The sequence below is a fragment of the Nonomuraea sp. NPDC049624 genome (assembly GCF_040675255.1).
Classification (GTDB): Bacteria; Actinomycetota; Actinomycetes; order Streptosporangiales; family Streptosporangiaceae; genus Nonomuraea.
This window is the reverse complement of sequence record NZ_JBFAOR010000004.1, coordinates 594,480-616,187: the sequence shown is the minus strand read 5'-3', so window position 1 is coordinate 616,187 and position 21,708 is coordinate 594,480. Positions and strand designations below refer to the sequence as shown.

16 protein-coding genes are annotated in these 21,708 nt (G+C 73.8%); 7 read left to right on the top strand and 9 right to left on the bottom strand.

Translation table 11 applies throughout. The features are described from left to right. Window positions 1-64: 64 nt before the first annotated feature. A complete protein-coding gene (locus tag AB0J76_RS19215; protein ID WP_352320272.1) occupies window positions 65-955 on the bottom strand; it encodes a LysR substrate-binding domain-containing protein in 891 nt (296 codons plus the stop codon). 70 nt (window positions 956-1,025) lie between these two features. Between AB0J76_RS19215 and AB0J76_RS19210 the strand changes: the two genes are divergently transcribed. The 4 genes from AB0J76_RS19210 to AB0J76_RS19195 all read left to right on the top strand — a co-directional run bounded on the left by AB0J76_RS19210 (window position 1,026) and on the right by AB0J76_RS19195 (window position 6,281). Beyond that, window positions 1,026-2,135: a putative sulfate exporter family transporter gene (locus AB0J76_RS19210; RefSeq protein ID WP_352320274.1), complete on the top strand. Its 1,110-nt coding sequence runs from the start codon at window positions 1,026-1,028 to the stop codon at window positions 2,133-2,135. A gap of 120 nt (window positions 2,136-2,255) precedes the next feature. Next, a complete protein-coding gene (locus AB0J76_RS19205) occupies window positions 2,256-3,182 on the top strand; it encodes a pseudouridine-5'-phosphate glycosidase (RefSeq protein WP_352320276.1) in 927 nt (308 codons plus the stop codon). Then, window positions 3,179-4,108: a PfkB family carbohydrate kinase gene (locus AB0J76_RS19200; RefSeq protein ID WP_352320278.1), complete on the top strand. Its 930-nt coding sequence runs from the start codon at window positions 3,179-3,181 to the stop codon at window positions 4,106-4,108. Before AB0J76_RS19205 ends, AB0J76_RS19200 begins: the two co-directional genes overlap by 4 nt. 82 nt (window positions 4,109-4,190) lie before the next feature. After that, window positions 4,191-6,281 (top strand): hypothetical protein, encoded by a 2,091-nt coding sequence (locus AB0J76_RS19195; RefSeq protein ID WP_352320280.1) that lies wholly within the window; start codon window positions 4,191-4,193, stop codon window positions 6,279-6,281. A 13-nt stretch (window positions 6,282-6,294) separates the two neighbouring features. Here AB0J76_RS19195 and AB0J76_RS19190 read toward each other — a convergent pair whose 3' ends face one another. The 6 genes from AB0J76_RS19190 to AB0J76_RS19165 all read right to left on the bottom strand — a co-directional run bounded on the left by AB0J76_RS19190 (window position 6,295) and on the right by AB0J76_RS19165 (window position 15,357). Then, window positions 6,295-9,207 (bottom strand): AAA family ATPase, encoded by a 2,913-nt coding sequence (locus tag AB0J76_RS19190; RefSeq protein WP_352320282.1) that lies wholly within the window; start codon window positions 9,205-9,207, stop codon window positions 6,295-6,297. Between the two features lie 58 nt (window positions 9,208-9,265). Beyond that, complete coding sequence (locus AB0J76_RS19185; protein WP_352320284.1) at window positions 9,266-9,700, bottom strand: GNAT family N-acetyltransferase; 435 nt, start codon at window positions 9,698-9,700, stop codon at window positions 9,266-9,268. Window positions 9,701-9,792: 92 nt separating this feature from the next. Further along, window positions 9,793-10,929 carry an acyl-CoA dehydrogenase family protein gene (locus tag AB0J76_RS19180; protein ID WP_352320286.1) on the bottom strand — a complete coding sequence of 379 codons (1,137 nt, stop codon included), beginning with the start codon at window positions 10,927-10,929 and terminating at the stop codon, window positions 9,793-9,795. A 2-nt stretch (window positions 10,930-10,931) separates the two neighbouring features. Next, window positions 10,932-11,837: a hydroxymethylglutaryl-CoA lyase gene (locus AB0J76_RS19175; protein ID WP_352320288.1), complete on the bottom strand. Its 906-nt coding sequence runs from the start codon at window positions 11,835-11,837 to the stop codon at window positions 10,932-10,934. Next, window positions 11,837-13,786 (bottom strand): biotin carboxylase N-terminal domain-containing protein, encoded by a 1,950-nt coding sequence (locus AB0J76_RS19170; protein WP_352320290.1) that lies wholly within the window; start codon window positions 13,784-13,786, stop codon window positions 11,837-11,839. Before AB0J76_RS19170 ends, AB0J76_RS19175 begins: the two co-directional genes overlap by 1 nt. 2 nt (window positions 13,787-13,788) lie before the next feature. Then, window positions 13,789-15,357: a carboxyl transferase domain-containing protein gene (locus AB0J76_RS19165; protein ID WP_352320292.1), complete on the bottom strand. Its 1,569-nt coding sequence runs from the start codon at window positions 15,355-15,357 to the stop codon at window positions 13,789-13,791. Between the two features lie 109 nt (window positions 15,358-15,466). Here AB0J76_RS19165 and AB0J76_RS19160 point away from each other — a divergent pair, with 109 nt between their 5' ends. Both AB0J76_RS19160 and AB0J76_RS19155 read left to right on the top strand, forming a co-directional pair. After that, the gene (locus AB0J76_RS19160) at window positions 15,467-16,018 is read left to right on the top strand and encodes a TetR/AcrR family transcriptional regulator (RefSeq protein ID WP_352320333.1); all 552 of its coding nucleotides are present in this window, start codon (window positions 15,467-15,469) and stop codon (window positions 16,016-16,018) included. Window positions 16,019-16,249: 231 nt separating this feature from the next. Beyond that, a complete protein-coding gene (locus AB0J76_RS19155) occupies window positions 16,250-18,385 on the top strand; it encodes a thiamine pyrophosphate-dependent enzyme (RefSeq protein ID WP_352320294.1) in 2,136 nt (711 codons plus the stop codon). Here AB0J76_RS19155 and AB0J76_RS19150 read toward each other — a convergent pair. Together AB0J76_RS19150 and AB0J76_RS19145 are read right to left on the bottom strand one after the other, a co-directional pair. Further along, a complete protein-coding gene (locus tag AB0J76_RS19150) occupies window positions 18,374-20,032 on the bottom strand; it encodes a protein kinase (RefSeq protein ID WP_352320296.1) in 1,659 nt (552 codons plus the stop codon). The genes AB0J76_RS19155 and AB0J76_RS19150 overlap by 12 nt on opposite strands. A gap of 46 nt (window positions 20,033-20,078) precedes the next feature. Beyond that, entirely contained in the window at window positions 20,079-20,783 is a 705-nt protein-coding gene (locus AB0J76_RS19145) for a M50 family metallopeptidase (RefSeq protein ID WP_352320298.1), read from the bottom strand. A gap of 34 nt (window positions 20,784-20,817) precedes the next feature. Here AB0J76_RS19145 and AB0J76_RS19140 point away from each other — a divergent pair, with 34 nt between their 5' ends. Continuing rightward, complete coding sequence (locus tag AB0J76_RS19140; protein WP_352320300.1) at window positions 20,818-21,705, top strand: amidohydrolase family protein; 888 nt, start codon at window positions 20,818-20,820, stop codon at window positions 21,703-21,705. Window positions 21,706-21,708 lie beyond the last annotated feature (3 nt).

The window sequence follows — 21,708 nt, the reverse complement described above, 5'->3', positions numbered from 1 at the left end:
AACTTTCCAAAGCGAAAGCTAGATCGTGCTTCGGGCGGCGTCAACGGCCCCTTTCCGGACGTCCTCAGGGACGGCTGGCGATGGCCAGCAGCGTGGCGGCCGGCGCGGTGAGCGAACGCCCGCGCCGCCACACCGCGCGCAGGTTGCGGACCAGGTTGAGCCCGGCGAGGGGCACCTCGACCAGGCGGCCGGTCGCGATGTCGGCCTCGACCGCGTAACCGCTGAGCACCGCGGGCGCGGCCCCCGCCTGCGCCGCCCCCTTGACCGCCGAGTTCGACCCCAGCTCCAGGCGGGGGCTGGCCCGGTGGAGGCTCTTGAACGCCACGTCTAGGGTCTCGCGGGTACCCGAGCCCGGCTCGCGTACCACGAGCGGCGTGGCGGCCAGCTCGGCCCCGCGCAGGGCCGTACGGCGGCGCGCCCAGGGGTGGCCGGGGGCCACCACGACGACCAGCCGGTCGGTGCCCACCACCCGGCTGTCCAGCCCCTCGGGCACGGTCGGCCCCTCGACGAACCCGAGCTCCACCTCCTCGCCCAGCACCCTGGCCGCGACGTCCGTGGAGTTGACCACGTCCAGCCCCACCTGGACCTCGGGCTCGCGGTTCTGCAGCTCGCCGAGCCAGCGCGGCACCAGGTACTCGGCCACCGTCATGCTGGAGGCCACCCGCAGGTGGGCCGCCTCGCTGTGCCGCACGGCCTCCACGGCCCGCATCAGCTCCTCGGCCGCGGCCAGCACCTGGGCCGCCCACCCGGCCACCATGCGGCCCTCGGCGGTGAGCGTGGACCCGCGCGGCGTGCGCTCCAGCAGCGGGACGCCGAGGCGGCGCTCCAGCATGGCCACCCGCTTGCTGGCCGACGGCTGGGCCATGCCCGCCGCCTTGGCCGCCTGGCCCAGGCTGCCCAGCTCGCCCACGTCGACCAGGAGCTTCAGCGAGTCGAGATCCGGCAGCGCACTCATAGCCACAGGCTATGGCCTCCCAGTCAACGCGTGTCTACCGGCCGGTACGCGGGCCCCGAAGACTGGGATCATGCCTCTCCCCGACCAGCGGATCTCCCCGCTCACCGCGCCCCGGCCGGCCCTCGACCCCCGAGGCGGCGCGGCGCCGGCCGTCCCCGCGGCGTCGGTGTGGCCGGGCATCGGGCTGGCGGTCGTCGCCGTGGTGGTGGCCGTGGTGGCGAACCGGTTCGCCCCGGCGTTCAGCCCGGCGGTGATCGCGGTGCTGTCCGGGGCGGTCCTGGCCAACCTCGCGGCCTGGGCGGCGACGTCCGCGCGGTGGGCGGGGGCGGGGGCCGTCTGGGAGCGGTTCAGGCCGGGGCTGGCGTTCGTGGCCCGGCGGGTGCTGCGGGTGGCGATCGCGCTGCTCGGGCTCCAGATCGCGCTGCCGCAGGTGCTCGCGCTCGGCTGGCAGACGCTGGTGATCGTGGTCACGGCGACCGGCGTGACGTTCACCGTGACGCCGCTGATCGGCCGCCGCCTGGGCCTGTCGTCCGGCACGTCGCTGCTGGTGGCGACCGGGGTGTCGATCTGCGGGGCGGCGGCGGTCGCGGCCATGCGCGAGAGCGCGGACGACGCCGACGACGACGACGCGGCCGCCGCGCTGAGCGTGGTCGTGCTCTACGGCAGCGCGGCCATCGTGGCCGTCCCGGCGCTGGCGGCGCTGCTCGGGCTGTCGCCGGCCCAGCTCGGCGTCTGGACCGGCGCGGCCGTGCACGAGGTGGCGCAGGTGGCCGCGATCGGCGCGGCGTCGGGCGTCCTGGCCGCCGCGGTGACGGTCAAGCTGGCCCGCGTCGTCCTGCTGGCCCCGATCGTCGCCCTGACGTCCTTCCGGGCCCGCCGCTCTGCGACCGGTGCGCCCGCGGCGAGCCGGCGGGAGGGGCGCCGCACGCCCGTCATGCCGCTGTTCGTGGCGGCCTTCCTCGTCATGGTGGCGGTCCGCAGCACCGGCTGGGTGCCGGACGTGGTCACGCGGGCGGTCCCGCAGGTCACCAACGTGCTCATGGCCGCCGCCCTGTTCGGCCTGGGCACCGGGATCGACGTGCGCAAACTCGTCAAGGGCGGGCGGGCCGTGCTGCTCGGCGCCATCGCCACCGGGCTCATCGCCGCCGTCTCGCTCACCGGGGTCGCCGTGCTGCTGTGAGGCCGCCCGAGTGGACGTCCTGGCCAGGCCACCGTACGCTGCTCTGTTCGGAACAAATTCCGTCAGGCACGCCGTTCTCCCTGAACCGGCCAGGACCACTCAAGGAGCTTGAAACCCGTCATGCGCAGCGCCACCGATCCCCTTCTCCAGCCGTCCGACGAGGTCGCCGAGGCCCTGGCGGGCGGCGCGCCCGTCGTGGCCCTGGAGTCCACGATCATCTCCCACGGCCTGCCGCAGCCGCGCAACCTGGAGGTGGCCCGCGAGCTGGAGGGAGTGGTCCGCGCGGCGGGCGCGGTCCCGGCGACGATCGCCGTCCTCGACGGCGTGGCCAGGATCGGCCTGAACGAGCTGGAGCTGGAGCGCATCGCCACCGAGTCCGGGCTGCGCAAGCTGGGCCAGCGCGACCTGCCGCTGGCCGCCGCGCTGAAGGCGAGCGGGGCGACCACCGTGTCGGCCACGTCGTTCCTGGCCGCCCGCGCCGGCGTGCGGATCTTCGCGACCGGCGGTCTGGGCGGCGTGCACCGCGGCTGGACCGAGGACCAGGACGAGTCCGCCGACCTCGACACCCTGGCCCGCACCCGCATCACGGTCGTCTGCGCGGGCGTGAAGTCGATCCTCGACGTGCCGGCCACGCTGCAGCGGCTGGAGACGCGCGGCGTGACCGTGGCGGGCTACCGCACCGACACCTTCCCCGGCTTCTACCTCAACTCCTCCGGCCAGCCGATCGAGTGGCGGATCGAGTCGCCCGAGGACGCCGCCGCCGTCATGCGCGGCCAGGACGCGCTGGCCGGCCCGGAGACCGCGTTCATCGTCGCCAACCCGGTGCCTGAGGACCGGCAGCTCGACCCGGCGCTGCACGACCGCGTGCTGGCCGAGGCGCTGGCCGCCGCCGAGCGCGAGGGCGTCAAGGGGCAGGCGATCACGCCGTTCCTGCTCAGCTACCTCGTCAACGGCACCGGCGGCGCGTCGCTGGAGGCCAACCTGGCCGCCGTGCGCGGGAACACCGCCCTGGCCGCCGAGATCGCCGTGGCCTGGTCGCGGGCGTGAGCGACACCGGGCTCCTGGTGATCGGTGACGTCGTCACCGACGTGGTGGCGCTGCACGGCTCCCCGGTCATGGCGGGCACCGACACCGCCGCGGAGATCGTGCTGCGCCCCGGCGGCTCCGGTGCGAACACCGCCGCCTGGGCCGCCCACCTGGGGGCCGACTCGCGGCTGCTGGCCAAGCTCGGCTACGACAGCAGCGAGTGGCACACGACCGAGCTGGTCAGGACCGGGGTCCGGCCCCACGTGGTGGTGGACCGGGAGCATCCCACGGCGGTCGTCATCGCCATGGTGGACAAGACCGGCGAACGGTCCATGCTCACCAACCGCGGCGCGGGCGGGCTGATCTCCGACGCCGACTGGGACCCGTCCCTGCTCGACGGGGTCGGCCGGCTGCACCTGTCGGGTTACACGCTGTTCGCGGCGCCCGGCCTCCGCCTGGCCAGGGCCGCCGTCCGGGACGCCGTGGCCGCCGGGGTGCCGGTCAGCATCGACCCGGCCTCGACGGGCCCGCTGCGGGACTTCGGCGTCGAACGTTTCATGCGGGAGACGTCCGCGGCCGATTTGATCATCCCGAACCTGGACGAGGCGCTGGTCCTGACCGGCGTCACCTCGCCGGAACGGGCCGCCGTGCTGCTGAGCGAGACGTACGGCACGGCGGTCGTGAAGCTGGGCGCCGAGGGCGCGCTGGTGGCGGTGGACGGCAAGGTCACGGCGACGTGCGCGGGCGTGTCCGCCGAGGTCGTGGACTCCACGGGCGCCGGTGACGCCTTCGCGGCCGGGTATCTCGCCGCCACCCTTCAGGGGGCGGGCGCCGCGCTCGCGCTGGAGGCGGGTTGCCGTGCCGGTGCGCAATGTGTGGCCCAGGTGGGCGGCCGTCCACGGTACGGTTTGGATCTGAACCGTCTTTACCCTATTCACACTGATTGATAGCTTGCCGCGTAGGCTGCACCATTAGCCACATGCGTACCGGGTTGCCCACGCGGCCCACTGGGGAGGTTAAGGTCCGCCGATGGAAGTCGAGTCATCGATCTGCCTGAGCGACCTCGTCCCTGCTCTGCGCTGGAGCCGCCCTCAGCAGGTGGCCGAGGTGCTGGGTGATCCGCGGCTGCCGGCGGGGTGGTGGTCCTCGCTCGCGGTGTCCAGGGCGCTCGGCACGGCGGGTCTCGACTGGGTCTGCGAACGGCTCGCCCGGCTGATCTCCTCCCGCTGGGACCATCTGCCGCTGGTGGACCTGCTTCCCGCGCTCGCCGTCCATCAGGTCGATCCGGCGCTGCCCGGCTGGCCGGAGGCCACCCGTACGGCGATCGCCGGCCTCGGCGGCTGGCAGCGGCTGCGCCGCCTGTCGCCCGGCGATCTGGGCACCCCGTCGGCCACGCCCGAGGTGGTGGTCGGCTCGGTCCTGCGCGAGGTGCTCGGGCGCATCCCGGCGCAGCGGGAGGCCGTACCCGCCCAGCAGTCCGGCTCGCCGGACGTCACCCGCCCGCTCGCGCGCGGCGCGACGGGCTCCTTCCCGGCCGTCCCCGTGGCCGAACCCGGTGCGTACGCCGTCCAGCCCGGCAGCGGCCCCCAGCGTCCGCCCGCCTTCACCCCGCACAGCGACGCCTTCCCGGCCCAGCCCCAGAGCGCCCCGCAGCAGGCCCCGGCCGGTGAGGGCGGCCTGCCGCAGCGTCCGGCCGCGGCCCAGCAGCCCGGCTCGTTCGCCCCGCCGCCGGAGAACGCCCAGGGACACCAGACCGGCTCCTTCACCGCCCAGCCCGACGCCACCCGCCAGACCGGCTCGTTCCCGGCGCAGCCCGAAGGCGGCCGCCAGACCGGCTCGTTCCCGGCGCAGCCCGACGCCACCCGCCAGACCGGGTCGTTCCCCGCCCAGCCCGCCGGCGGCCCGCAGACCGGGTCGTTCCCGGCGCAGGGTGGTGCGCGGCTGCCGCAGCGGCCCACCGCCGGGCGTCCGGACGGCGGCCCGCAGGCCGGCGCCGACGGCCCCCCGTACGCCGCCCCCGTCCCCGGCGGGACGGCCGCTCCCGGCCCGGCGCCCGCCGACCCCGACCACGCGATGGTCCGCGTCGTGGACGGCCTGTTCCGCGGCCTGGACAAGCTGGAGCTGGCCGTCGCCGTGCACCGGCTGTTCGCCGAGGACCCGGTCAGCCTGCGCACCCTGGCCCACAAGCTGCTGGTGGACCGCGACGTGCTCTCCCAGGCCCAGCGCACCGCCGAGGAACGCGTCCTGCACTGGCTGCGCTCGTCGGAGTCCGCGCCGGTCACCGGGCACATGTTCCGGCTCACCGAATGGCTCGGCGCGGCGGCCACCGAGGAACAGCTCATCGGCGCCGACCCGGCCCACCCGGCGATGGTCCCGTCGCTGCGCACGCCCCTGTGGCGGGTGCTGGTGACGCTCATGCCGGACCGCCGCCTCCAGGACGGCTGGCTGGTCGTCGGCGACATCCACGGCCTCCAGGCCCGTACGCGGCAGCTCCTGGCCGCCGCCCCGCCGGACACCGACGTCGTCGAGCTGCTGGCCGAGCTGGGCATCCGCGCCCACTCCGCCAAGGCGTGGCTCGACGCCCTGCCCTCGGAGTCGGCCCCCGGCCCGGCGGACGCCTCCCCGCAGCCCGCCCAGCCCCTCCCCCGCCGTACGCCGGGCGCCAACGGCCACCACCACCGGGGCGGCCAGCCCATCCCGACGGCGGGCGCGAACTCGATCGACCCCTCGGCGGCCCTGGCCACGTTGTCGGCGCTGTCCGGCGGCCGGTCGGGCATGCTGCCCGGCAGCCTGGCCGGAACGCCGTCCACGCCGCCTCCGCCGCTGCCCAGCCCGTCGTCCGACCCGCGTCGCTGGCAGCGCATCGAGGTCACCCCGGAACACCTCAGGGGCGGCCCGGTGCCGGTGCCGGAGGGTTACGCGGCCCAGCTCGGCATGCGTCCGGGCACCCTGCTGTCGGTGACCGGCCCCGGCGACAACGCGATCGTCCTGGTCTGGCAGGGCCACCAGCCGGTCTTCGACTCGTTGCAGCCGGTGCTCATGCGCCTGAACGCCCGCCCCGGCGACCAGGTCTACGTCACGGTGGACGGCTACCGCCTGGAGGCCCAGCTCACCGGCTGACGCTCCTGCGCGGTCACCCGAACAGGCCGAGCCGGTGGGCCGTGGCCGCCGCCTCGCCGCGGGTGGCGACGCCCAGCTTGGCCAGGATGTTGGAGACGTGCACGCTGACCGTCTTCACCGAGATGAACAGCGCCTCGGCGATCTCCCGGTTGCTGCGCCCGTTGCTCACCTCGCGCAACACCTCCAGCTCGCGCGCGGTCAGCCCCAGCGGCGGCCCTTCGGGTTCGTCGGGGCCGCCGACGCGGGCCCGCCGTCCGAACACGTCGAGCTGTTCGAGCAGCGGCGTGGCGCCCAGCTGCGCGGCCAGCTCCCGCGCCCGCGTCACCATCGCGGCCGCGGCGCGCCGGTCGCCCTGGGCCAGCGCCGCCTGGGCGGCCCCCACCAGGCACTGCGCCTCCGCGTACGGCTGCCGCAACCCCGCCCAGGCCGCCACCGCCGACTCCCACGCCTTGAGCTGGGCTGCCCCGCCGAGCCCCTCCTCCGGCCCGGTCAGCGCCGCGAACGTCAGCCGCTGCGCCTCCTGCAGGTCGCCGTCGACGGCCAACTCCCGCGCCACCTCCCGCAGCCGCGCCACGAGGGCCGCCGCGACCCCCGCGTACGGCGCGCCGCCCTCGCCGAGAGCGGGCCGGGCGAGCTGCGCGAACGTCACCAGCAGCGGCCAGGCGTACCGCGGCGAGGGCAGCAGGTCCTGGTTCTCCAGCCCCCGCGACGCGGCCTCCAGCGCCTCGCCGAGCCGCCCCTGGGCCCGCAGCAGCAGAACCTGCCTGCGCAGCTGCGGCAGCACGGTCTGGTCCCGGTAGGTGCCGCGCGCGAACACGCTGGCGGAGGACGACAGCAGCTTGTCGGCCCGGTCGATCTCCCCCCGCGCTAGCGCGATGTCCGCCAGGAACCCCTGGAGACTGGCCCGGTAGGGGGCCGGCGGCGCGAGGTCGAGCGCCTGCTCGACCACCTGCAGCGCCTCGTCCCAGCGGCCCAGCGACAGCAGCGGCTCGGTCAGGTTGATCGCCAGGAACGTGCCGGACGTGCGCGCCAGGCCGTAGTGCCCGGCCTCCTGCACGCCCTCGCGGGCGACCTGGGCGGCCCGCTCGTGCCGTCCGGCGCCCTCCAGCGCGTCGGACTCGGAGATCGCGCAGCGCATCAGCGCGTTGTAGGCGCCCTGGGCGCGGGCGACCCGGCGGGCCTCGGCGAACTGCCCGAGCTGCGCCTCGATGTCGGAGAAGCGCGACCGCGCCCAGGCGAGGCTGATGAGCGCGTGGGCCTCGACGTTCGCGTCGCCCATCTGGTGGCCGATCTCCATGGCGAGCTGCGCCGTCGCCAGCTTCTCCGGCCAGTCCTCCGGACGGTGCAGCATGCGCGCCAGCGTCTCCAGGACCTGGCCGCGCAGCTTGCTCGGCGGCTCGGCGGGCACCAGCTCGGCCGCCTGGCGCAGGTCGTCGAGATATCCGGCGCGGCCCAGGTCGTAGCGGGTCAGGCCGCGCTGGCGCAGCAGGGTGGCCGCGGTGATCGGGTCGGCGTCGAGGTCGACCTCGGCGAGTGCGGCCCCGGCCAGGGCCAGGCTGCGCTCGTACTCGCCGGCGAGGTGGGCGACCGTGGAGGTCTGCCTGAGCACGTCGAGGCGGCCGCAGCCGATGCGCTCGGCGGCGTCGGGCACCTGGTCCCACAGCTCCAGCACCCGCGAGAGCATCCTGAGCTGCTCGTCGTAGGCGGTGGACTTGCGGGCCGCGGCGGCCGCGCGCCAGGCGCTGACCAGCGCCCAGGTGGAGTCGTGGGCGGAGTGCCAGTGGTGGGCCAGCTCGATCGCGCCGCGCGGGGCGGGCAGGATCGACAGGTCGCGTTCGAGCGCCTGCGCGTAGCGGGTGTGCAGCCGGGTGTGCTCGCCGGGCAGCAGGTCGTCGTGGAGCGCCTCGCGGATGAGCGCGTGCCGGAAGCCGTAGCCCTCGCCGTCGACCACCAGCACGTTGCCCGCCACGGCCGGGCGCAGCGCCCGCGACAGGGCGGTGTCGTCGAGCCCGGCCACGGCGCTCAGCAGGTCGTGCTCGATGCGCTGGCCGCCCGCGCTGGCCACGCGCAGCAGTTCCTGGGTCTCGTCGGGCAGCCGCTCGACGCTGGCCAGCAGCAGGTCGCGCAGCGACTCGGGCAGCATGTCGCCGCCGTCGGCCTCGCTCAGCAGCGCCTCGACGAACAGCGGGTTGCCCTCGCTGCGGGCGTAGATGAGGTCCATCGCGGCGGCCGACGGCTCGCGCCGCAGGATGCTGGCCGCCTGCGCGACGGCCTCCCTGCGGGTGAGGCGGCGCAGCTCTATCCGGCTCACCCACTCGATGCGGCCCAGCTCGGCCAGCATCGGCCGGAGCGGATGGGTGCGGTGCAGCTCGTCGGTGCGGTAGGTGACCACGATCATCAGCCGGGCCGCCGTGCGCTGGTAGCGGACCAGGAACGACAGCAGGTCACGGGTGGAACGGTCGGCCCAGTGGGCGTCCTCGACCACCAGCAGCACCGGACGCTCCTCGGCCAGCCGCTCCAGCAGCCCGAGCACCTGCTCGAACAGCCGGGCCCGCGCCTCGGCGCCGTCCTTGTCCGGCTCGCCGAACTCGGGCAGCAGCCGGGCCAGCCCGCGCGTCGTGCCCCCGGGCACCAGCGCCGCCACGCCGTCGCGCCCGAGCTCGCGCACGAGCCCGCGCAGCACGGCCGTGAACGGCGCGAACGGCAGGCCCTCGGTGCCCAGCTCCAGGCAGCCGCCGACGAGCACCCGCGCATCGCCCGCCCGGTCGATGAACTCGCTGATCAGGCGGGTCTTGCCGACCCCCGCCTCGCCGCCGACGAGCACGGTGGACGACGCGCCCGCACGTGCTCTGGCCAGGGCGTCGCCCAGAGCGTGCAGCTCGCGGGCGCGCCCGACGAACAAGGGGCTGACGGTGTGAATGCTCACGCCCCAAGGATGCCATCAAACACCGACAAAACGGACCGAAACTCCGGGCCGTCGTCTGTCAGCGCAAAACCTTGCGGAAGAAGGTCGCCGACGCCTCGTAGCCCAGGGCGTGGTAGAACTCCGGCGCCCGCCGGGTGGCCATCGCCACGTACCCGGCCTGACGGGTACGGGCCCACGCCTCGAACTCCTCCAGCAGCCGGCGGCCGATGCCCTGCCGGCGCGAGCCCGACTGGACCATCGCCTCCTCGACCCAGGCGACCGGCCCGTTGGCGAACAGCGTCAGGTGCACGAACCCCAGCAGGTACCCGTGGACGCGCCCGCCCACCACGGCCGTGAGCAGCAGGGCGTCCTCGTTGCGCAGGAGCTGCGGGAGCGCGGCGTCGAAGGCCGCCCGCTCCGGCCTGAAGGTCAGCCCGAACTCGCGCGCCAACGCGAACACCTCGTCCGCGTCCGCCTTCTCCGCCCTCCTGATGAGAAGATCGTCCGCCGTCATGAGGTACGACACTAGAACCTCTGTGCCCTTTCGTCCATCGTGCCACGGGAGTGTGCCGTGACGTCCGGTACGGCGTGCGACACGGCCTCCGGTCAGAGGTCGCCGAGGCCGAGCTGGCGGGCGATGAGCATGCGCTGCACCTCGCTGGTGCCCTCGCCGATCTCCAGGATCTTGGCGTCGCGGTAGAAGCGGCCGACCGGGAACTCGTTCATGAAGCCGTACCCGCCGAACACCTGGGTGGCGTCGCGGGAGTTGTCCATGGCCGCGTTCGAGGACACCAGCTTGGCGATCGCCGCCTCCTTCTTGAACGGCGCCCCGGCCAGCATCTTCTCGGCCGCGTGGTAGTAGGCCAGCCGGGCGGTGTGGGCGCGCACCTCCATGTCGGCGATCTTGAACTGGATGGCCTGGTAGTGGCCGATCGGGTGGCCGAACGCCTTGCGGTCCCTGACGTACTTGAGGCATTCGTCCACGCAGCCCTGGGCCAGGCCCACGCTGAGGGCGGCGATGGCGATGCGGCCCTCGTCGAGGGTCTGCAGGAACTGCGCGTAGCCGCGGCCGCGCTCGCCGAGCAGGTTGGCGGCGGGCACCCGGCAGTCGGAGAAGGACAGCTCGCGGGTGTCGGAGGCGTTCCAGCCGACCTTGGAGTACTTCTTGGAGACGGTGAACCCCGGCGTGCCGCTCGGCACCAGGATCGTGGAGATCTCCCGCTCGCCGGTGAGCGCGGCCACGCCGATCACGCCGGTGATGTCGGTGCCGGAGTTGGTGATGAACGCCTTCGTCCCGTTGATCACCCATTCGCCGCCGTCGAGCACGGCGGTCGTCCGCATGCCGCCCGGCACGTCGGAGCCGCCGCCGGGCTCGGTCAGCCCGAACGCGCCCAGCATCTCGCCGGAGGCCAGCCGGGGCAGCCACTCCTGGCGCTGCTCGTCGGTGCCGAACCGGTAGATCGGCATCGCACCCAGCGAGACCGCGGCCTCCAGGGTGATCGCCACGCTGGAGTCGGCGCGGGCCAGCTCCTCAAGGGCCAGGCACAGCGCGAAGTAGTCGCCGCCCATGCCGCCGTACTCCTCCGGGAACGGCAGGCCGAACAGCCCCATGTCGGCCATCTTGCGCACGATGTCGTAGGGGAACTCCTCGCGCTCGTAGTAGTCGCCGATCACGGGCGCCACCACGTCACGGGCGAACGCCTCGACGGTCTTGCGCAACTCTTGGTATTCGTCGTTCAGCATGATCAGCCTTTCGCGAGGGCCTGGACGACGCGCGAGGGGCTGGGCCGGCCCAGCCGCTCGGCCAGCCAGGTGCTGGTGGACACGAGTTTGTCCAGGTCGAGCCCGGTCTCGATGCCGAGCCCCGACAACATCCACACGAGGTCCTCGGTGGCCAGGTTGCCGGTGGCGGACTCGGCGTACGGGCAGCCGCCGATGCCGCCGGTGGAGGCGTCGACGGTGGTCACGCCCGCCTGCAGGGCGGCCAGCGTGTTGCCGAGCGCCTGCCCGTAGGTGTCGTGGAAGTGCACGGCCAGCCGCTCGGGGCCGCCGAACGCGCCGATCAGCTCGGTGACGTGGCCCGGCGTGCCGACGCCGATCGTGTCGCCGAGCGACAGCTCGTAGCAGCCGAGCCCGAGCAGCCGCTCGCCGACCGCGACGACCTGCGCGACCGGCGTGGGCCCCTCCCAGGGGTCGCCGAAGCACATCGACACGTACGCGCGCACCCGCAGCCCGTGCTCCAGCGCTCTGGCCACGACCGGCTCGAACATGTCGAACTGGCTCTCCAGCGTGCGGTTGAGGTTCTTGGCGGCGAAGGTCTCGGTGGCGCTGGCGAAGATCGCGATCTCGGTGACGCCCAGCTCCAGCGCGCGGTCGAGCCCGCGCTCGTTGGGCACCAGCACCGGGTAGCGCACGCCGGGCCTGCGGTCGAGGCGGCCGAGCAGCTCACCGGCGTCGGCCAGCTGCGGCACCCACTTGGGGTGCACGAAGCTGGTCGCCTCGATCACCTGGTGGCCGGCGTCGGCCAGCCGGTCGATGAACTCGGCCTTCACCTCGACCGGCACGATCGCCGACTCGTTCTGCAGGCCGTCGCGCGGGCCCACCTCGTAGACCGTGACCCGCTCGGGAAGCCCTCGCATGCGGTACGGCATCACGCCTCCTCACCGGTGACCACGGCCAGCACGGCGTCCATGTCGACCGGCCTGCCCGGCTGGACGGGCAGCTCGGCGACCACGCCGTCACAGGGGGCGGTGACCGTGTGCTCCATCTTCATGGCCTCGACGACGACCAGCGGCTGCCCCTTGCTCACCCGGTCGCCCGGCTGCGCCTTGACCAGCAGGACCGTGCCGGGCATGGGGCTCCTGACCACGCCGTCGCCCGTCCCCGCGGCGCCGGGCCGGTCGCCCGGGTCGCCGATGAGGTGGCGGGTGAACGCCCACGACTCGCCGTCCTTGCCGAGCCAGAGCGTGTCGCCATGGCGGGCGGTCAGGTAGCGGGCGGTCCGGCCGCCGAGCGTGACGGCCGCCTCGCCGCCGCCAGTCGTGATCCGGGCGGGCACCGCCTCTCCGTCGAGCAGCACCTCGGCCGACCGGCCGGGCAGGCCGCGGACGGGCACCGCGTGCACGCCGTCGCGCGACTCCAGCCGCCAGGTCGTCCAGGCGGGCGCGCCGACCCGCCAGCCGTCGGTGACCTGCCAGGGGTCGGGGCCCTGCGGCAGCGTGTGGAAGATCAGCGCCGCCGCCGCGGCCACGTCGCGCGGCACGCCGGACTCCGGCAGCAGCTCGGGCAGCACCCGTTCGACCAGGCCGGTGTCCAGCTCGCCCGCCACGACCTCGGGGTGGCGGACGAGGGCGCGCAGGAACGGCACGTTGGTGACCACGCCCAGCACCGCGGTGCGGGCCAGCGCCCGGTCGAGCGACCTGAGCGCCGCCTCCCGGTCCGGCGCCCAGGCGATCACCTTGGACAACATGGGGTCGTAGTCGCTGCCGACGACCCCGCCCTCGGCCAGGCCGGAGTCGACCCGCACCCGGCCCGGCCCGTCGCCGCCGGGCTCGCGCAGGGCCAGCACGCGCCCGCCGCTGGGCAGGAAGCCGCGCGCCGGGTCCTCGGCGTAGACGCGCGCCTCGACGGCGTGGCCGTCGAGCCGCACCTGCTCCTGGCCGAACGGCAGCGGTTCGCCGGCCGCGACACGTAGTTGCAGCTCCACCAGGTCCAGGCCGGTGACCAGCTCGGTGACCGGGTGCTCGACCTGGAGCCGGGTGTTCATCTCCATGAAGTGGTAGGAGCCGGTGGTGCCGTCGACGATGAACTCGACCGTGCCCGCGCCGACGTACCCGACCGAGCGGGCGGCCTCGACGGCCGCGGCGCCCATGTCGGCGCGCATGCCGGGGGTCACGAAGGGCGACGGCGCCTCCTCGATGATCTTCTGGTGCCGGCGTTGCAGGCTGCACTCGCGCTCGCCCAGGTGCACGACGTTGCCGTGGGCGTCGGCCATGACCTGGATCTCGATGTGCCGGGGGTTCTCGACGTAGCGCTCGATGAGCAGGGTGCCGTCGCCGAACGCCGCCCGCGCCGTACGGCGGGCCGACTCCAGCGCGTCGGGCAGCTCGGCGGCCGAGCGCACCAGCACCATGCCCTTGCCGCCGCCGCCCGCGGACGGCTTGATCAGCGCCGGGAAGTCGGCCCACCGCGCCAGGTCGTCGCCCGGCTCGGCCCCGCCGGGGACGACCGGCACCCCGGCCGCCGACACGGTGGCCTTGGCCCGGATCTTGTCGCCCATGGCGTCGATGGCCTCGGGGGACGGGCCGACGAAGACCAGCCCGGCCTCGGCGCAGCGCCGCGCGAAGGCGGCGTTCTCGGCCAGGAAGCCGTAGCCGGGATGCACGGCCTGCGCGCCGGAGGCGAGCGCCGCCTCAACGATCGCCTCGATGTCCAGATATTTCGAGACTTCGAGGGCGATGTCTGCTTCGCGGGCGTGCCTGGCGCCCGCGTCGGGCGGCGTGAACACCGCCACCGACTCGATGCCGAGCGCGCGCAGCGTCCGGACGACCCGGACGGCGATCTCGCCCCGGTTGGCGATGAGAACACGGTCGAAGAACATGATCACATCCGGAAGACGCCGTAGCCGGCGGGTTCGAGCGGCGCGTTGGCCGCCGCGGACAGGGCCAGGCCGAGGACGGTGCGGGTGTCGAGCGGGTCGATCACGCCGTCGTCCCAGAGCCGGGCGGTGGAGTAGTAGGGGTTGCCCTGGTGCTCGTACTGGGCGCGGATGGCGTCGGGGTCGGCGTTGCCGACCGTGGTCAGCACGTTCGCCGCCTGCTCGCCGCCCATGACGGAGATGCGGGCGTTGGGCCACATCCACAGGAACCTGGGCGAGTACGCCCGTCCGGCCATGGCGTAGTTGCCCGCCCCGAACGAGCCGCCGATCACCACCGTGAACTTGGGCACCCGCGCGCACGACACGGCCGTCACCATCTTGGCGCCGTGCTTGGCGATGCCGCCCGCCTCGTACGCCTTGCCGACCATGAACCCGCTGATGTTCTGCAGGAACACCAGCGGGATGCGGCGCTGGTCGCACAGCTCGATGAAGTGCGCGCCCTTCATCGCCGACTCGCTGAACAGGATGCCGTTGTTGGCCACGATGCCCACCGGGTGGCCGTGCAGGTGTGCGAAGCCGGTGACGAGGGTTGAGCCGTACTCGGCCTTGAACTCCAGGAAGCGCGAGCCGTCCACCAGGCGGGCGATGACCTCGCGCACGTCGTAGGGCTGGCGGGTGTCGGCCGGGACGAGGCCGTAGAGGTCGCGCGGGTCGTGCCGCGGCTCCTCGGGCGCGACCGTGTCCCAGGGACGGGGGGCCCGGGGGGCCAGCGTCGAGACGATGTCGCGGACGATGGCCAGGGCGTGGGCGTCGTCCTCGGCCAGGTGGTCGGTGACGCCGCTGACCCGGGAGTGCAGGTCGCCGCCGCCCAGCTCCTCGGCCGTGACCTCCTCGCCGGTGGCCGCCTTCACCAGGGGCGGACCGCCCAGGAAGATCGTGCCCTGGCCGCGGACGATGACCGCCTCGTCGCTCATGGCCGGCACGTACGCGCCGCCGGCGGTGCACGAGCCGAGCACCGCGGCGATCTGCGGGATGCCGCGGGCCGACATCGTGGCCTGGTTGTAGAAGATGCGCCCGAAGTGCTCCCGGTCGGGGAAGACCTCGTCCTGTCTGGGGAGGAACGCGCCGCCGGAGTCGACCAGGTAGATGCAGGGCAGGTGGTTGTGCAGGGCCACCTCCTGCGCGCGCAGGTGCTTCTTGACGGTCATCGGGTAGTACGTGCCGCCCTTGACGGTCGCGTCGTTGGCCACGACCACGCACTCGCGCCCGGCCACCCTGCCGACGCCGGTGATGATCCCGGCGGCGGGCGCCTGGTCGTCGTAGAGGCCGCCGGCCGCCAGCGGCGACAGCTCCAGGAAGCGGGAACCCGGGTCGAGCAGCCCGTCGACGCGGTCGCGCGGCAGCAGCTTGCCCCGCTCGACGTGGCGCTGCCGCGACCGCTCGGGACCGCCGAGCGCCGCCGCGGACAGCCGTTCGAGCAGCTCGGCGGCCAGCCTCTCGTTGAGCTCGGCGTTGCGCTTGTACGCCTCGCTCCCGGGCTCCACGGCCGACTTCAGCACCGGCCAGTCGCTCATGAGTCCCCTCTCGTCATGGCCGAGATGTTAGTCATCATTAACGTAATCGTCTAGCATGTGAGACGTGACCACTGCCTCCACACCTACCCGCGAGCGCGGCAGAAGGCGCATGGAGATCCTCGCGGCGGCCGCCCGGCTGTTCGCCGCCCGCGGTTTCCACGGGGTCTCCATCGAGGACATCGGGGGCGCGGTCGGCGTCTCGGGTCCCGCGCTCTACCGGCACTTCAGCGGCAAGGAGGCGCTGCTCGCCGAGATGCTGCTCGACGTCAGCTCCCGGCTGCGGGAGTCGGCGGTGGCGGTGGCGACCTCCTCCGGCGGCCCGGCCGAGACGCTCGACGCGCTGCTCAACGTGCAGATCACGTTCGCCCTCGACCAGCCGGCGCTGATCACCGTGCACGACCGCGAGCTGGGCAACGTGCCCGAGCCGGAGCGGCGCAGGATCAGGCGGCTGCAGCGGCTCTACGTCGAGGAGTGGGTGACCGTGCTGGCCGAGCTGCACCCGGCGTGCCCGCCGGCCCGGCTGCGCGCGGCGACGCACGCGGTGTTCGGCCTGCTCAACTCGACGCCGCACAGCGCGGGCGAGCTGCCCCCGCACGACATGCGCCCCCTGCTGCACACGATGGCCCGCGCCGCGATCGAAGCCAGCGTTAACCATCACTAACTGACCGTCGGCCATTCCCGCCGTACGAAAACCCCCGATACGCCGTAAACCTCTGCAAACGGTCATGGATCAGGGTTAAACGGACCGGACCACAATCTGTCATGCACTCCGGCAGACGGCGGCGGCGATGACGGACATAATCAGGGTGTGGCGCGCGACACTGTTGAGACACATTTCATCCAATCCGTTGAGGCGCTGAAGTCAGGCCCCGCCCGAGATCCCGGCGGCCCGGTGCGCGAGGGCACGTCGCTCACCGGCGACCGGTGCCGGACCCTGTTCCAGCGCCAGCTCGACAGCCGCCTGCTCGACATCGCCGCCCGCTGGCTCCGCGAGCAGAACGAGGGCTTCTACACGATCGGGTCGGCCGGCCACGAGGGCAACGCGGCGGTCGCCGCCGCGGCCCGGGCGAGCGACCCGGCGCTGCTGCACTACCGGTCCGGCGCCTTCTACCTGACCAGGTCCGAGCAGGCCGGCCGGCTGCCCGAGCAGGGCCTGCGCGACGTGCTGATGGGCCTGACCGCGGCCGCCGACGAGCCGATCGCGGGCGGCCGGCACAAGGTGTTCGGCCACCCCCACCTGGCCGTCATCCCGCAGACCTCGACGATCGCCAGCCACCTGCCACGCGCCGTGGGCGTGGCCTTCGCCATCGAACGGGCCGCCGCGCTCGGCGACCGGTCGGCCTGGCCGCCCGACGCCATCGCCGTGTGCAGCTTCGGCGACGCCTCGATCAACCACGCCAGCGCCCTGACCGGGCTCAACACCGCCTCCTACGCCACCTTCCAGGGGCAGCCGCTGCCCATCCTGTTCGTGTGCGAGGACAACGGCATCGGCATCAGCGTCCGCACCCCCAAGGGCTGGGTGGAGGCGGCGGCGCGGCGGCCGGGCATCGCCTACTTCGCCGCCGACGGCTGCGACCTGGCCGACGCCTACGACGCCGCCACGCTCGCCGTCCAGCACGTCCGCGCCAACCGCTCCCCCGCGTTCCTGCACCTGTCCACCGTGCGGCTGATGGGGCACGCCGGGTCCGACGTCGAGTCGGCCTACCGCACCCAGCGGGAGCTGCGGGCCGACCTGGAGCGCGACCCGCTCGTCCGCACCGCGCGGCTGCTGGTGGAGGCCGGTCTGGAGACGCCGGAGGAGCTGCTCAAGACGTACGAGTCGGCGCGCGAGCACATCCTGCGCATCGCCCTGGAGACCACCCGCGCCCCGCGGCTCGGCTCGGCCGCGGAGGTCATGGAGCCGATCGCGCCGCGCCGCCCCGAGCTGATCGCCAACATCAGCCCGACCGCGGCCGAGGGCCCGATCAGGGAGAAGGCCTTCGCCGGCACGCTGCCCGAGACGGAGAAGCCGCTCACGTTGTCGCAGACCATCAACCGCACGCTCGCCGACGCGCTGGTGGTCTACCCCGAGATGACGGTCTTCGGCGAGGACGTCGCCAAAAAGGGCGGCGTCTACGGCGTCACCCGGGGGCTGCAGAAGCGGTTCGGCGGCTCGCGGGTGTTCGACACGCTCCTCGACGAGCAGGCCATCCTCGGCCTCGCGCTCGGCTCGGCGGTGTCCAACCAGCTCCCGGTGCCGGAGATCCAGTACCTGGCCTACCTGCACAACGCGCTCGACCAGATCCGCGGCGAGGGCGCCACCCTGTCGTTCTTCTCGCGCGGCGCCTACACCAACGGCATGGTCGTCCGCGTCGCCGGCTACGCCTACCAGAAGGGCTTCGGCGGCCACTTCCACAACGACAACGCGGTGGCCGCGCTGCGCGACATCCCGGGCCTGGTCCTGGCCTCGCCCGCGCGTCCCGACGACGCCGCCGCCATGTTGCGCACCTGCCTGGCCGCCGCCCGTACGGCCGGGTCGGTCTGCGTGTTCCTGGAGCCGATCGCGCTCTACCACACGCGTGACCTGTTCGAGGAGGGCGACGGCGGCTGGCTGGCGCCGTACACGCCGCCGGGGCGCTGGCGCGAGACGCACGTCCCCGTCGGCCGGGCCCGCTCGTACGGCGAGGGCCGTGACCTGACGATCGTGACGTTCGGCAACGGGCTGCGGATGAGCCTGCGCGCCGCGGTCCGGCTCACCCAGGAGGGCTACGGCTGCCGCGTCCTCGACCTGCGCTGGCTGGCCCCGCTGCCGGTGGACGACCTGCTGCGGGCGGCCGAGCTGACCGGCAAGGTGCTGATCGCCGACGAGACCCGCCACTCCGGGGGCGTGTCCGAGGGCGTGACGACCGAGCTGATCGACGCCGGGTTCACCGGGCAGGTGGCCCGGGTGACCTCGGCCGACAGCTTCATCCCGCTGGGCGACGCGGCCAACCACGTGCTGCTGTCGGAGGAGGAGATCGAGCAGGCGGCGCGCAAGCTACTGGGCTGAGCGCGCCCCTCTGACGCAGGCCGGCTTCGACCAGGCGACCGTGGTGGCCGCCGAGATGCGCAGCGGCACGCCCACCAGGAAGCAGTAGCCGGTGTCCGGGTCGAGCCCGGCGACGCGGCCGCTGGTGGCGCCCGTGCCGAGGGCGACGACGGTCACGTCGCCCCCGCCCGCCCGCGAACGTTGCAGGACGACCGGGTAGCGGCGGGCGTCGGCCGGGAGCGCCCAGCTCAGCTCCACCAGGGCGCCGCGGTCGGCGGTGACCTTGAGCCTGCGGGGGGCGAGCGCGGCGACGTCCCGCTTGCTGATCGGCGGAGGGGTGGTGGCGGCGGTCGCCGCGGGGGTCGCGGCCTCGGGGCGGCGGTCGGTGGGGCCCGAACCGGCGGGCGGCTGCAGCGACAGGTAGACGGCCAGGCCGGTGCCGCCGATCGCCACGGCCGCGACCGAGCCCCCGATCAGCAGGCGCCTCCCGAGGCTCCCGGCCCCGGCAGGCGGCGCCGTGACCGCCTCCCGCCTCGCCCCGCCCACGTCTCCGGTCGTGGTGGCTCCGCGCCGAGCGCCGCCCACGTTCCCCGTCGTGGGGGCCTCCCGCCTTCCCCCACCCACGTTCCCCGTCGTGGGGGCCTCCCGCCTTCCCCCGCCCACGCTCCCCACGCGGCCGGGCAGAGGCGGGGCGGGGGCGTGGGGGAGGCGGCTGCCGGTGGCGGGGAGGGAGGAGTCGCCGGGGTGCGGCGGGGCCTGCGGGCCGCCGCGCGGGCGGCGCGGGACGGTGGACGTCGCCGGCCCCGGCCCCGGATCCTGGCCCACCAGGTCGGTCACCGGCAACCCCAGCTCGGCCTGCACCTCCTGCAACCGCCACGCCAGCTCCCTGGCCGAGCCCGGCCGCAGCCCGGGCTGCTTGGACATCGCGTGCAGGATCGTGCCGAACACCGCCGGCGGCACGTCCGGCCGGTTGATCGGCGGCGGGTCGAGGCTCAGCACCCGGTACATCAGCGGCGCGATCGACGGGTCGGCCGGGTTGTGGAAGGCGGGCTGCCCGGCCAGCAGGTGGTAGAGCGTCGAGCCCAGGGAGTAGATGTCGCCGGAGACCGAGTGCGGCTGCCCGGTGAGCACCTCCGGGGCGGCGTGCAGCGGGGTGAACGCCTGGGAGGTGGCCGAGATCTCCGCGTTGTCCACCACCCTGGCCACGCCGAAGTCGGCGATGGCGGGCTCGCCGTAGCGGGAGACGAGGATGTTCTGCGGCTTGATGTCGCCGTGCAGCACCCCGGCCTCGTGCACGGCGGCCAGCGCGCCGGCCAGCTTGACGCCCGCGCGCAGCACGTCGGGCACGCCGAGCGGCCCCTCCTTGCGGACCCTGTCGCGCAGCGAGCCGTTCTCGAAGAAGTCCATCGCGATGTACGGCTTGCCCGAGCGCGTCACGCCGGTGTCGAAGACGGTCACGACGTTGGGATGGCCGGTCAGGCGGCCGGTGAGCCGGAGCTCGCGCTGGAAGCGGCGCATGGTGCGCTGGTCGACCCGGTCGACCGACAGGACCTTCAGCGCCACGACCCGGTCGAGGCGCTCCTGGTAGGCGCGGTAGACGACGGCGAAACCGCCCTGGCCCGCCTGGTCGAGCACCCGGTAGCCGGGCGCGTCCTCGGCTGGCAACACGGCACTCCCCCCTGTTGCCGGTGAGTTTAATGTGAAATTTCGGCTTTCAAGGGGTCAACGGGTTCATCAGGTACGCCCCGAACACCACCGACACGGCGGCCACGACCAGGAAGAAGAAGACGTAGAAGCCGCCGGGCAGGAACGTCAGCCGGGCGAGCTGATCGGCGTCGGAGTCTCTGGCCTGCCGCCGGCGCCGCTTGCGCTGCAGCTCGACGATCGGCCGGACGCCGCCGAACAGCAGGAACCACGTCGCGACCATGGCCACGATCTGCTGGACCTCGGCGGGCGCGTACATGGACAGGGCGAACACCGCGCCCCCGGTGACCAGCAGGATCAGCGCGCCGTAGAGGTTGCGGATCAGCAGCAGCATGCACACCAGGAAGAGCAGCACGCTCCAGATCAGCAGCGTGATGCGGCCCTGCTCGGTCAGCCAGGCGGCGGCCAGCCCCAGCAGCGAGGGGGCCAGGTAGCCGGCGAGCGCGGTCAGCACCATGCCGGGGCCGTTGGGGCGGCCCCTGGTCAGCGTGACGCCGGAGGTGTCGGAGTGGAGCCGGATGCCTTCGAGCTTGCGCCGGGTGAGCAGCGCCATGACCGCGTGGCCGCCCTCGTGGGCGATCGTGATCAGGCCCCTGGACACCTGCCAGGGTGTGCGGAACGCGACGACCGCCAGCGCGGCCAGCGCCGAGACCAGCACGACCCAGGGGTCGGGGTCAGGCTGAACCTTGATCAGGTGGGTCCAGAGCATGTCCATCGAGGAGAAACACTAGCCGGGTAAAGTCCCGGCTGTGGCCGCAGAACTACATTCTGACGCGGACGTTCCGGCGTGGTGGCGCGACCTCGGGCTGCCGGGCGTGATCGACCTGCATGTGCACTTCCTGCCCGAACGAATGGAACGCCGGGTCTGGCATCACTTCAACCACGGCGGCCCGCTGATGGGCGCCGGCTGGAAGATCGAGTACGAACAGCCGGTCGAGGAGCGGCTGACGAGGCTGCGCGAGATGGGCGTACGGCGTTTCCCCGCCCTGGCGTACGCGCACCGGCCGGACATGGCCCGCGACCTCAACGCCTGGACGCTCGACTTCGCCCGCCGCAACCCCGACTGCCTGCCGTCGGCGACGTTCTACCCCGAGCCGGGCGTCGCCGGCTATGTGCGCGCGGCGCTGGCGGACGGCGTCCAGATCTTCAAGGTGCACCTCCAGGTCGGCGGCTTCGACCCGGCCGCGCCCGAGCTGACCGAGGTCTGGGGGCTGCTGGCGGAGTCGGGCGTGCCCGTGGTCGTGCACGCCAGCTCGGTGCCCGTGCCCGGCGGCCACGTGGGGCCGGGGCCGATCGGCGCGGTGCTGGCCGCCCATCCGCGGCTGCGGGCGGTGATCGCGCATCTGGGCATGCCCGAGTACGAGCCGTTCTTCGAGCTGGCCGTCCGCCATGAGCGGGTCGCCCTGGACACCACCATGGCCTTCACCGACTTCTCCGAGCGCGGCATGCCGTTTCCCCACCGATTGCGCCCGGTTCTGCGTGATCTCGGGCTTTCGGGGAAGGTGGTGCTCGGCAGCGATTTCCCGACGATCCCGTACCCCTACGCGCACCAGCTCGACGCACTCGCCCGCCTGGATCTCGGCGAGCAGTGGCTGCGGGCGGTGTGCTGGGACAATGGTGCGGCCATGATTCGATAGCAA